The organism is Streptomyces cyaneofuscatus (assembly GCF_042718795.1).
GTDB classification, from domain to species: Bacteria; Actinomycetota; Actinomycetes; order Streptomycetales; family Streptomycetaceae; genus Streptomyces; species Streptomyces cyaneofuscatus_A.
In genome coordinates, this window is sequence record NZ_JBHXOX010000026.1 from 57,549 (window position 1) to 69,217 (window position 11,669).

The 11,669-nt window shown below is 70.4% G+C and carries 10 protein-coding genes and 1 pseudogene; 5 read left to right on the top strand and 6 right to left on the bottom strand.

Annotation, left to right across the window (positions count from 1 at the left end):
• Positions 1-2: 2 nt before the first annotated feature.
• Both ACFWRT_RS27450 and ACFWRT_RS27455 read left to right on the top strand, forming a co-directional pair.
• Positions 3-1,094 carry a glycosyltransferase family 4 protein gene (locus ACFWRT_RS27450; RefSeq protein WP_380952912.1) on the top strand — a complete coding sequence of 364 codons (1,092 nt, stop codon included), beginning with the start codon at positions 3-5 and terminating at the stop codon, positions 1,092-1,094.
• Positions 1,095-1,169: 75 nt separating this feature from the next.
• Positions 1,170-2,249, top strand: a complete 1,080-nt coding sequence (locus ACFWRT_RS27455; protein WP_380952913.1) for a serine hydrolase domain-containing protein — start codon at positions 1,170-1,172, stop codon at positions 2,247-2,249.
• On the opposite strand, the pseudogene ACFWRT_RS27460 reads toward ACFWRT_RS27455, so the two are convergent.
• Together ACFWRT_RS27460 and ACFWRT_RS27465 are read right to left on the bottom strand one after the other, a co-directional pair.
• A pseudogene (locus tag ACFWRT_RS27460) lies at positions 2,206-2,373 on the bottom strand (IS481 family transposase); the annotation flags it as partial. The gene ACFWRT_RS27455 and the pseudogene ACFWRT_RS27460 overlap by 44 nt on opposite strands.
• 105 nt (positions 2,374-2,478) lie before the next feature.
• Entirely contained in the window at positions 2,479-3,195 is a 717-nt protein-coding gene (locus tag ACFWRT_RS27465) for a hypothetical protein (protein ID WP_380952914.1), read from the bottom strand.
• 866 nt (positions 3,196-4,061) lie between these two features.
• Between ACFWRT_RS27465 and ACFWRT_RS27470 the strand changes: the two genes are divergently transcribed.
• Both ACFWRT_RS27470 and ACFWRT_RS27475 read left to right on the top strand, forming a co-directional pair.
• On the top strand, positions 4,062-4,829 hold the full coding sequence (locus ACFWRT_RS27470) for an SDR family NAD(P)-dependent oxidoreductase (RefSeq protein ID WP_380952915.1): 768 nt from the start codon (positions 4,062-4,064) through the stop codon (positions 4,827-4,829).
• Between the two features lie 141 nt (positions 4,830-4,970).
• On the top strand, positions 4,971-5,801 hold the full coding sequence (locus ACFWRT_RS27475) for an aldo/keto reductase (protein WP_380952916.1): 831 nt from the start codon (positions 4,971-4,973) through the stop codon (positions 5,799-5,801).
• Positions 5,802-5,936: 135 nt separating this feature from the next.
• Here ACFWRT_RS27475 and alc read toward each other — a convergent pair whose 3' ends face one another.
• Together alc and allB are read right to left on the bottom strand one after the other, a co-directional pair.
• A complete protein-coding gene (gene alc / locus ACFWRT_RS27480) occupies positions 5,937-7,058 on the bottom strand; it encodes an allantoicase (protein WP_380952917.1) in 1,122 nt (373 codons plus the stop codon).
• Between the two features lie 153 nt (positions 7,059-7,211).
• On the bottom strand, positions 7,212-8,555 hold the full coding sequence (gene allB / locus ACFWRT_RS27485) for an allantoinase AllB (protein ID WP_380952918.1): 1,344 nt from the start codon (positions 8,553-8,555) through the stop codon (positions 7,212-7,214).
• A 393-nt stretch (positions 8,556-8,948) separates the two neighbouring features.
• Between allB and ACFWRT_RS27490 the strand changes: the two genes are divergently transcribed.
• Positions 8,949-9,749, top strand: coding sequence for an IclR family transcriptional regulator (locus ACFWRT_RS27490; RefSeq protein WP_317816619.1), 801 nt, complete (start codon positions 8,949-8,951; stop codon positions 9,747-9,749).
• 65 nt (positions 9,750-9,814) lie between these two features.
• Here the strand turns inward: ACFWRT_RS27490 and ACFWRT_RS27495 are convergent, their stop codons facing one another.
• Together ACFWRT_RS27495 and ACFWRT_RS27500 are read right to left on the bottom strand one after the other, a co-directional pair.
• The gene (locus ACFWRT_RS27495) at positions 9,815-10,495 is read right to left on the bottom strand and encodes an ABC transporter ATP-binding protein (protein ID WP_380952919.1); all 681 of its coding nucleotides are present in this window, start codon (positions 10,493-10,495) and stop codon (positions 9,815-9,817) included.
• Complete coding sequence (locus ACFWRT_RS27500; RefSeq protein WP_380952920.1) at positions 10,492-11,583, bottom strand: ABC transporter permease; 1,092 nt, start codon at positions 11,581-11,583, stop codon at positions 10,492-10,494. The genes ACFWRT_RS27495 and ACFWRT_RS27500 overlap by 4 nt, the downstream gene beginning before the upstream one ends.
• Positions 11,584-11,669: the final 86 nt, after the last annotated feature.

Here is an 11,669-nt window from a genome sequence, read left to right on the forward strand (position 1 = left end):
CCATGGTTGCCACGGCCCTGGACCTTCCTGCCGGCAGCCCGGGAGGAAGCGTTGAACTCTTCCTGGACCTCTACACCGGCAACCGCCCCGGCATCCCGGCCCAAGCGTTCATGCTCGCCACCGAGGAGTCGGATGCGCGCCCCAGGGCCGGCCTCAAGCTCCTGCGGGTTCGAGGTAAGTGCCTGGAGGGCCCCGCGTTCGGCAGGTACGTAACCGAACTGCGTGAGGCCCTACGGAGGGCCATCGACCCGTCCGAGATCGATGTCCTTCATCTCCAGCACCTTGCCTTCGGCGCGACCCCGGCCCTGATACGGGCTATGCCGACGCCACCTAGAATCGCCTTGGTACACGGCACCGACCTGCTCTTCGCCGAAAGCCACCGTGACCAGAACCGGGTCCTGCGTGAGACAGCACGGTCGGCGGACGCCATCGTGGTGCCCACGGGCGCGATGGCCGATCGCCTCCTCAAGCTGGCCCCGAGCACGGACCGCCGGAAGATCGCCCGAATTCCATGGGGCGTCCCCAACCACCTGCTCAGCAGCCCGCCGCCCCGACGCATGATGCCACCAGCGAGCCACCTCCGCCTGCTGTACGCCGGCCGACTCACGGCTGAGAAGGGAGGCGAGGCTCTGATCAAGAGCCTCGCGCCGGCCCGCAGAATCGAGCTGGGCATCGCCGCGCCGCGAGACGAGTTCCACGCGATGGCAGCGTTGCTACGGCGAGCAGGCATCCAGGCCCGCTACCTCGGCTGGCTCCACCGTCCCCGACTCTGGAAGACCTTCGCGGACCACGACCTTCTGGTGATGCCGTCCACCACGCTGGAGGCCATGGGGCTGGTGGCTCTTGAGGCACAGGCATGTGGACTGCCCGTCCTCTATCAACCGGTGCCGGGCCTGAACGAGGTGCTCGGCGACTCCGCAGCGCCCGTCGACTTCACCCGGCCTGGTGCCGTAGCCCGAGAGTTGCAGCGGATGCGGGACTCCAGAGAGGTGCTCCCCGCACTCCGAGAAGCAGGGCTCGCCAACGCCCGGCGCTACCCGCTCTCCTCCACCCAACGCGCTCTACACGCTCTTGGACACCAGGTGCTGAGGTAGGCCGCGCCGAACCGCGAGTCGCCGCGTTCCGTCACTACGCTGAGCGGTGGAGACCCCAGGAAGCAAAGGGAGACCATGATCGACCGTATTGAAGCCCTGTTGGACGAAGGTGTCCGAGACAAGGTCTACCCCGGTGCGGTCTGGGCCGTGGGAGATTCCACCGGCACCAAGGCCAGCGGCTGCACGGGGGTGCTCGATCCGGACGAACCAGAACACCGAATGCGGCTGGACACCGTCTTCGACGCCGCCAGCCTCACCAAGATCCTCGCCGTCTGGTCCTCGATCGGGGCGCTCTGGGAGGACGGTCGCCTCGACCTGGACGACCAGCTTGCCGTCTACTGGCCGGAGGTCACCGGCTACGAGCTGGGCCAGGTCACAGCGCGACAGTTGCTGACCCACACGGCCGGCGTCCCTCTCCGGGCCCAGCTGAAGAACCAGTACGGAACGAACCACGACGACATCCGCAAAGGCGTACTGCGCGGACCACTGCACCGGCCGCCGGGCGAGGCAGTCGAGTACACCGACCGCGCCGCCCTGATCCTCGGATTCCTCGCCGAGCACCTCTCAGGAATGCCCCTGAACCAGCTCGCCACCGAGCGAACCTGGCAGCCATTCGGGATGGGAACCACCCGCTTCGGCCCGCTGCCCGCCGAGCTCGCGGTTCGCTGCGCCCCCACCGAGCTGGATCAGGAGACGGGCACCCATCTCAAGGGCGTCGCCCACGACTTCTCGGCCCGCCTGCTCGGCGGGGTCTGCGGCATCGCCGGCGCCTTCACGGTCCTCGACGACCTGGCGAACTTCCTGCGCGCTATGTTGGCTCCCTCGATGGTCGGGCCCAGTGTCGGTTTCGGGCCCACCTGGATCGCAGAGTCACTCGCCATCCAGACCAGCGGCCTCGAACCGGCCCGCGGCCTGTTCTGGCACCCGGCGCCCGGGACGAGGGCCACGGATGACGTCTGGGTGCACTACGGGTTCACCGGGACCGCCATGTGGATCTCGCCGACTGACAACCGCTGGGCCGCTCTTCTCACCAACAAGCTCTTCTACACCCGCGACCGGCAGCCCTTGATCGAAGTTCGCGACGCGTTCCGCGAAGTAGCATTCACGACGATCAGCCTCTCAAGGACTGGGTGCATCGCCCCGGAGCATTGTTGACGCGGTGGATGGGTGGGTGTCCGTTGAGTGCAGTGTGGCGGCCATGGTAGTCGTACCTGTGTAGGAAGTCTGCCAGGGCTTCGATTCACTCGGTGTTGGTGGTGCAGGGTCGCAGGTAGGACCAAACCGAGTTGCGGGATGGAGACGCGGGTCATCTGGTGTGCCAGTCATGGCCGTGACGCGGCCTCGGAGCCCTGACAGTGGAGCACTCCTAGCGCCTAACGCTCCTCTATAAGTCGCTCTCGTCTAGCCCGGCTTGCGGAACTGGACGCACCATCGCGTCGCGCCGCCTCGCCCCTTCTTCACGCCGGATTGCTACAGCTTCGCGGATGGCTGGCAAGTTTGCGGCCTCGTAGTTGTCTCCGAAGGTCTTCAGGAAGGACCGTACCTTTTGCACTTCATCCTCAAGCTTCTTGGAGGGGCGCTCCAGCATAGTGTTCGCGCCAAGGACGTTCAGGTCTACCAGGTATCGAGTGGTCTCCATCGGGCCGTAGGGCCCCGTTGACTCGACGGTGAACTCAAAAACCATGGGGAGGTCTGATTCCCAGCGGTTGTTCGTGTCGAAGAAGTAGGCCAGGCGTCTGCCAGGCGGCATGAACGGGATGGTCCTAGCCAGCGCTTGGCGAAGCTCTGAAGTCTCGTCGGCCCCAAGGGAAGACTCGATTTCAGGCGTCGCAGTGATGCGAACGTTGCGGGCCACAGTCGGACCAACTTTCTCAACCAGGACGACGAAGATGAATGACCAAGGCTCTCGTGGCTGAACGTCGACGATGACGTAGGGCTCGTTGGCTTCGCGGTGTACACGTTCCGCGAGTGCCAACTGGCCAGTTGCTGAGGTGCGGGCAATCCGGGCCTGCCAGGCACTGATGACCGCTGCTGCTATGGCGACAAGAACGGCTCCGAAGGAGATCCAGTCGCCAGTCTCGAGGAATCGTAGGTGGTTCATATCCAGACGCTAGCCCCTAGATCTGACATCGTGCCTCGGAGCCAGGGTTATCCCTGAAGCAGGGCCACCTGGAAACCCAGCCGCTGCGGGACCGTTCATCATCGGTCATCATCGCCGGAGGGGCTGACAGTGGTCGGCTGCCGCTCCTGAATCCCCGCAGAAGCGCCGACGCCATCGCGGCTAGCGGGTCTCGATCCAGAGGCCGTCGTGCTGGTTGCAGAGATTGGCCGGGCAGCGCCACATGGCGAGCACGTCTGGATCGACCGACGCAGCGGGTTCCGGCACTTCATTGAACTGGGGCCGACTGGCCTTGCGGCAATCAGGGCAAGGGTGGGGGTGCTGTTGCCTCGCCACGGATCTCGGGTACCGCCATGGTTTTACGGTCGCACAGGTTCAGCTGGACACTCCCCCTGCCCTACGTCGCCGCTGCTCACGCCGCTTCGTATTGGTGTGCCCGCCCGCCGCACCATTCGACCCAGCCAGCTTGGTCGAGGAGGTCGGCGGCGTCGGGGAGCCCATCTAGGCGGAGACATGCGATGACGTCCCCGTCATCGTGGGCGAACCCAGCGCTCTGCCCGCCGATGGTGAATCGCCGACCGTGCGCCGTTTCAGCAGGTCGGAGCCTCGTGAGTCCGAGATGCGACACTCGGATCCGGGAAGCGTCAAACGTTCCTGCAGGTTAAATGGCTTGCTGACGCCTCGGCTCCGGATGATCGATGCTTTGAGCTGCCGGTTTCCCGAGGGGCTGACAGGGGCGGGCCGTCGTCACACCCCGTCCGATTCCCGCCGGTCTCTGGGGCTCTCGGCGACTTTGCTGGTTGCTGTCGCCGGATCGGCGGCGCTCCCTGAAGGCAAGGAACCCCACCATGTCCAGCTCCAGCACCATCTCCGCCGTCACCGGCTCCGCGCCCCGGGCCGCCCTCGTCACCGGAGGTAGCCGCGGGATCGGTGCGGCCATCGCTCTGCGGCTCGCCGAGGCGGGGGCGGACGTTGCCATCACCTACGTACGGGACGAGGAGGCGGCCCGCGCGGTCGTGGCGAAGGTCGAGGGGGTGGGGCGGCGTGCGGTCGCTCTGCGCTGCGACGCGGCCGACGCCGGGGGCGCCGGCGAGGCGGTGCACCGTGCGGCGGACGCGCTCGGGCGGCTCGACGTGCTGGTCAACAACGCGGGCATCGGTGTCCTCGGGCCGATCGCGGGGCTGTCGGACGCCGAGGTCGAGCGGGTCCTGGCGGTGAACGTGCGGGCGGTCTTCCTCGCCTGCCGGGCGGCGGTGGACCGGCTGGCCGACGGTGGGCGCGTCATCTCGGTCGGCACCGCGCTGAGCCGGTACGCGGGCGGGCCCGGATCGACGCTGTACGGGATGAGCAAGGCCGCCCTCGTCGGGCTGACCAAGCCGCTCGCCCGGGAGCTGGGGCCGCGCGGGATCACCGTGAACCTGGTCCAGCCCGGGCCGGTGGACACCGACCTCAACCCGGCCGGCGGGCCGTTCGCCGAGGGCCAGCGGGCGGCGACGGCACTGGGTCGGTTCGGTACGGCGGACGAGGTGGCGTCCCTGGTGGCGTACCTCGCGAGCGCGGATGCGGGCTTCATCACCGGTACGGAGGTCGTCGTGGACGGGGGCCACGCGGCCTGACGCACGGACCCGGCTCCGGTTTCCGGAAGCCCAGGTTCTGTCGAGCTGCCCCGTCCCCGCCGCCCGCCTACGCTGGCCGGGGCGGGGCAGGACGTGACATGACGTGACGCGACAAGGGCTACGGAAAGGTCAGGACGGACTATGGGCGACGTACCCGTTCATACGCTCAACGACTCCACCACCCTCCCGGCGGTGGGCCTCGGCACCTATCCGCTGGACGACGCGGAGGCGGAAGAGGCCGTCGCGGGAGCCCTGGGACTCGGGTACCGGCTCATCGACACCGCCCTGAACTACGGCAACGAGACCGGCACCGGCCGGGGCATCGCCCGCAGCGGCGTCCCGCGCGAGGAGATCCGCCTGACGACGAAGGTGCCGGGGAGGCATCAGGGGTACGAGCAGACGCTGGCCTCGTTCGAGGAGTCGCGGGCCCGGCTGGGCGTCGAGTACGTCGATCTGTATCTGATCCACTGGCCGCTGCCGCATGTCGACAAGTACGTCGAGACGTGGAAGGCGATGATCCGGCTCCGCGAGGACGGTCTCGTCCGCTCCATCGGCGTCTCCAACTTCACCGCCGCCCATCTGGAACGGCTGGAGCGGGAGACGGGGGTGCTGCCGTCGATGAACCAGATCGAGATGCACCCGCTGCTCCCGCAGGAGGAGTTGCGGGCGGTGCATGCGGCGAAGGGCATCGTGACGGAGAGCTGGAGTCCGCTGGCCCGGGGCCGTGAGGTGCTGGAGGACCCCTCCACCGTGGCGATCGCCGAGGACCACGGGGTGACCCCGGGGCAGGTGGTGCTGCGGTGGCACACGCAGGTCGGGGCGGTGCCCATCCCGAAGTCGGCCGATCCGGGGCGGCAGCGGGAGAACCTGGACCTGTTCGGGTTCGAGCTGACGGCCCAGGAGCTGACCACGATCGCCTCGGGGCGGCAGCGGCGCTTCGGCGGGGACCCGGACACCCACGAGGAGTTCTGAGGGGAGGAGTCCTGAGGGGGGCGGAGTTCCGAGGGGCGGAGTTCCGAGGGGGATGAGACTTCTGAGGGGCGGTGAGCAGGCCGGTGTGCCCACCGCGATCCCCCTGCGATCGCGGTGGGCGCAACCGGCCTGAAGTCAGCCGCCCAGCTCCCGGTGGCGGGCCGCCAGTGCCGTGGCGCCCTCGTCCGTGAGGGATCCGTACAGCCTCAGCCGGGAGATTCCGCCGTCCGGGAAGATGTCGATCCGTACGTGGGTGGCGCGCACCGGGCCGTCCAGGACGAAGCGGTGGTTGGTGTCGGGCTGGAGCCGGGTCCGGGGCAGGACCTCCGACCAGTCGCCGTCCTCGCCGTCCCGGACCGAAAGGGCGGCCCAGCCGGCCGAGTTGCCCTTGAGGTAGGCGGTGTCGATCTCTACGGCCCGGATCTCGGACTGCGCGGCGAGGCGGTAGCGGATCCAGTCGTTGCCCCGGTCACGGCGGCGGCGGGTCTCCCAGCCGTCGTCCATCTTGCGCGAGCGGCCGGGCTGGATGGTGTTGGTGGCCGGGGAGTAGAAGCGGTCGGAGGCGTCCTCGACCTGGCCGCCGTTCTCCAGGGCAGCGAGGTCGAATGTACCCAGCGCGGTGAGCCAGGCGGGGTCGGGGGCGACCTCCCCGTACACGCGCAGCCGGGCGATCCCGCCGTCCGGGTGCTGGTTGATCCGCAGGTGGGTGAAGCGCTGCTCGGCGTCGACGGCGAAGCCGTTGGCCGCGTGGCCGCCGACCGCGGTGCGCGGGACGAGGGTCGTCCACTTCACGTCGGCGGCGAGGAGGTCCTCGGGCGACGGGGAGCCGGGGAGGGATGCGCCCTCGACGGAGACAGCCTGGGGGTAGTTGCCCCGGAAGTGGGCGGTGTCCAGGACGATGCCCCGGATGACGCCGGGGGCGCCGAGGCGGACGAGGGCCCAGTCGTGGTCGTCGGGGGTGGGGTGCGGTTCGGCGGCGCTGACCCCGCGTCGGCGGCGGGTCTCCCAGCCGTCCATGATCTTGCCCTTGTGGCCGAAGTGCTCCGGGTCGAAGACGGCGGGCCCGGGCTTCAGCAGGTTCTCGCGCTCGGCGAAGAACTCGTCGTTGGCGGCGATGACCCCGGCGCCGAGGCGGCGGTCGGCCAGGTCGACGAGATGGGTGAAGGGGAAGTCGGCGGTGCGGTGGTCGGCGTACGGGTCGCCGCCCGCGTAGGGGCTCGCGTCGCCGGTGAAGCGGGGTATGGCGGCGTCCGTCATGGTCGGGAGGTCCTTTCGGGGCACAGTCGGTGGTCGCGTACGGGGGCGGGCGGCCCGGAGGGAGTGCGGTCGGTGGTCGCGTACGAGGGCAGGCGGCCCGGAGGGAGTGCGGTCGGTGGTCGCGTACGAGGGCAGGCGGCCCGGAGGACGCGGTCAGTGGTCGCGTTCGAGGAGGCGGCCGGTGGGTTCGGCGAGGACGCCGTCGGCGGCGATGCGGACGCCGCGCAGCCAACTGGAGCGGACCACGCCGTGCAGGGTCTTCCCGGCGTAGGCGGTGACCTGGTTGCGGTGGAACAGCTCGGCCGGGTCGACGGTGAAGGTCGCCTCGGGGGCGAGGACCGCGAAGTCGGCGTCGCGCCCGGCCTCGATCGCGCCCTTGCGGCGCAGCCCGGCCAGCTCGGCCGGGGCGGCGGACATCCAGCGGGCGACGTCGTCCAGGGAGTGGCCGCGCCTGCGGGCCTCGGTCCAGATGGCGGGCAGGCCGAGCTGGAGGGAGGAGATACCGCCCCAGGCGGAGGCGAAGTCCGGGGTCTTCAGGTCGGTGGTGCACGGGGAGTGGTCGCTGACGATGCAGTCGATCGTGCCGTCGGCGAGCCCGGCCCACAGCGCGTCCTGGTTGGCGGCCTCGCGGATCGGCGGGCAGCACTTGAACTCCGTCGCCCCGTCCGGGACTTCCTCGGCCGTGAGGGTGAGGAAGTGCGGACACGACTCGACGGTGACGCGGACACCCTCGCGCTTGGCGGCGGCGATCAGCGGCAGGGCGTCGCTGGAGGAGAGGTGCAGCACGTGGATTCGGGCGTTCAACCGCTTGGCGTGGGCGATGAGCCCCTCGATCGCGGTGTTCTCGGCGTCGCGCGGGCGGGAGGCGAGGAAGTCGGCGTAGGCGGGGCCGGGGCGCTGGGGGGCCTCGGCAAGGTGGTGCGGGTCCTCGGCGTGGACGATGAGCAGCCCGCCGAATCCGGCGATCTCCGCCAGGGAGCGGGCCAGCTGCTCCTGGTCCAGCTCGGGGAACTCCTCCACCCCGGAGGGCGACAGGAAGCACTTGAAGCCGAAGACCCCGGCCTCGTACAGCGGGCGCAGGTCCTTCACGTTGGAGGGGAGCGCGCCGCCCCAGAAACCCGTGTCGACGTGCGCCTTGGGGGCCGCGACCTGCTGCTTGACCCGCAGGTTCGCCACGGTGGTGGTCGGTGGGAGGGAGTTGAGCGGCATGTCCAGGAGCGTGGTGATGCCGCCGGCCGCCGCGGCGCGGGTCGCGGTCCAGAAGCCCTCCCACTCGGTGCGGCCGGGGTCGTTCACATGGACGTGCGTGTCGACCAGGCCGGGGAGCAGGACGTCGTCGCCGAAGTCCTCCAGGCGGGCGCCCGCGGGCACCTCGGTGTCGTACGGCAGGACCGCGTCGATGGTGCCGCCCGCGACGGCGACCGTCGCCGGGCGGGTGCCCTCGGGGGTGACGACGCGCGTCGAGCGCAGTACCAGGTTCACGTCCGGACCGGACACCCGTGCCTCCTTCACTCCAGTCGCTCCAGGAATCACTCCAGAGGACTCACTCCAGGAATTCAACGAACTGTTGAAACTTCTGAAGGAGTCTTCACTCGGGAACCACCCTCGTCAAGACCCACTTTCCGCTGCGGGGGTCCGGCGGGCCACCCCCGCCGCCCGACTGGAGGTTTCCACAAAGTAAAAGTCTTATTTCGGAGTGCGGAACGTAGCATGGGCCAGGAGAGGCGGCGCCGAGCCGCCGCAACGACCGCAGCCACACCGCCGCCACGCCGTCGGCACCGGGACAAAACCGCCCCTGACCGGCACGGACGCCCGTCGGACAGCTGTGGGCCGATCGGGCAGCGCCCGGTAGGCTGCTGCCTTGCCTTCCGCTTCGAAAGGACCGTTGACGTGCCGCCGTCCCACGCCAGCACAGCCGACTCCAAGCCCTCCGGTGCCAGCGGTGGGGTGCAGTCGCTCGAGCGCGCCTTCGACCTGCTGGAGCGGATGGCCGACGCCGGGGGCGAGGTCGGGCTGAGCGAGCTGTCCGCGAGCAGCGGTCTGCCGCTGCCGACCATCCACCGGCTGATGCGCACGCTCGTCGTCTGCGGTTACGTACGCCAGCAGCCCAATCGCCGCTACGCGCTGGGCCCCCGCCTGATCCGCCTGGGCGAGTCCGCCTCCCGGCTGCTCGGCACCTGGGCCCGCCCGTACCTCCAGCGGCTGGTGGAGGAGACCGGCGAGACGGCGAACATGGCGCTGTTGGACGGCGACGAGATCGTGTACGTCGCCCAGGTCCCGTCCAAGCACTCCATGCGGATGTTCACCGAGGTGGGCCGCCGGGTCCTCCCGCACTCCACCGGGGTGGGCAAGGCGCTCCTCGCCGACACCCCGGCCGACGAGGTCCGTGCGCTGCTCGCCCGTACCGGCATGCCGGCCGCGACCGAGAAGACGATCACCACGCCCGAGGGCTTCCTCGACGCGCTGGAGCAGGTGCGCCGGGCCGGGTACGCGGTCGACGACAACGAGCAGGAGATCGGGGTCCGCTGCCTGGCCGTCTCCGTACCCAACTCCCCCACCTCGGCCGCCATCTCCATCTCGGGCCCGGCGGGGCGGGTGACGGAGAGCGCGACGGAGCGGATCGTGCCGATTCTCCAGCAGGTCGCGGGAGAGCTGTCGGACGCGCTGGCGAGCAACGGGACGGCCGGCTGAGCTCGGCAAAGCCGGCCCCGGGGTTCCCGGAGTTTCCCGTGGTCCCCTGGGGTCCCCTCGGGGGTTCAGACCCGCGCCGGTACGGTGAGCCGCCCGTCGTCCATCGTCACCGTGCGGTCCATCCGGTCCAGGTGCGCCCGGTCGTGCGTGACCAGCACCGTCGCGGTGGCGCGTTCCCGGGTCAGGGTGGCCAGCAGGTCCAGTACGGCCGCTCCGCGCTCGTGGTCGAGGGCGCTGGTCGGCTCGTCGACGAGGAGCACCTCGGGCTCGTTCATCAGGGCGCGGGCGATGTTGATCCGCTGGCGCTGACCGCCCGAGAGCTGGTGCGGCCGCCGGTCCGCCTTCTCCGCCAGGCCCACCGCGTCCAGCAGCTCCAGCGCCCGGCGGCGGGCTTCCCGGGTCCGGCCGCCCGACAGATGGGCCATCACCTGGAGCTGCTCGGCGGCGGTGAGTGAGGGCAGCAGGTTGGGCTGCTGGAACACGATGCCTATGTGCTCCCGGCGCAGGGCCGCCCGCGCCGCCGGGATGAGCGGGCCCGTCCTCGTACCGGCCACGACGACCTCGCCGGAGTCCGGGGTGACCAGGGTCGCGGCGGCGGCCAGCAGGCTGGACTTGCCGGAGCCCGACGGCCCGACGACGGCGGTGAGCGTGCCCGCCGGGACGTCCAGCGAGACCCGGTCCAGGGCGGTGAGCCGGCCCTCGCCGTCCGGGTAGGTGAGGGTCACGTCGGTGAGGGTGAGCGTCATCGGGCACTCCCGAGTGCGGTGAGGGGGTCGACGGCGGTGATCCGCCGGATGGAGAGGCCGGCCCCGAGGGCGCCGAGGGCGATCATGATGGCGGCGGGGACCAGGACGGTCGCCGCGTCCAGCACGAACGGCACCGGTCCCCCGCCGATCAGGACCCCGGCCCCGGCGGCGAGCGCGGTCCCGAGCCCCGTACCGATGACGAGCATCACGACCGCCTGCCCGAGCGCGTCGCGCAGGAGGTACGGGGTGGAGGCGCCGAGCGCCTTCAGTACGGCGACGTCGCCGCTGCGCTGGATGGTCCAGACGGTGAAGAAGGCGCCGATGACGAGGGCGGAGATGGCGAAGAGGAAGCCCCGCATCAGTTGCAGCGAGCCGTTCTCGGCCTGGTAGGAGCCGATCGCGGTGAGGGAGTCGTCGAGGGAGAGCGTACGGGTCTTGGCCGCCTCGTCCCCGGCCGCCAGATCGGCGCCGGGCGCGGTGGTCAGAGCGATGACGGTGGCCTGTTCGGCGGGCCCGGCGCCGTCGTGGCCGATCTGCTGCCAGTCGTCGAGCGTCGTCCAGACGACGGGCGTGTGGCTGTACGAGGCGTCGCCCGCGACAGCGGCGACCTCGCGCTCCGCCCGGCCGAGCGCGATCCTGTCGCCGGTGGCGGCGCCCAGCTCCTCGGCGGCCTTCTCGGAGAGCACGACACGCCCCGGACCGATGCCTTCCGGCCCCTCGGGTGCGAGCGTCCCGTCCGGTTCGACGCCGAAGGCCGAGACCGGGGCCGTACGGTCACCGGGGGCGGTGGCGTTCAGGGTCCGGATGCCCAGCGGCTGGGCGGCCTCGACGCCGGGGCGCTCCGCCCAGGCCCGCCAGTCGTCCTCGCGGACGGTCGAGTTGGTGAAGGACACCGACTGGTCCCCGCGCGGGGCGGCGAACGCGAGGTGGTCGGCGTCCAGACCGGTGACGGCCGAGACGTTCTCCCGGGCCAGGCCGGCCGTCAGACCGGACAGCAGGCCCACGAGCAGCGTGATCAGGACCACGACCGACCCCATGAGGGCGAACCGGCCCTTGGCGAACCGGAGGTCTCTCCATGCGACGAACATGGGTCCATCGTCGACTGTCCGGGGTGGGGAAACATCGCGCGGGGGGCGGTTCACAGATCAACCTTTCGATTGACCGGCCGCGCGAG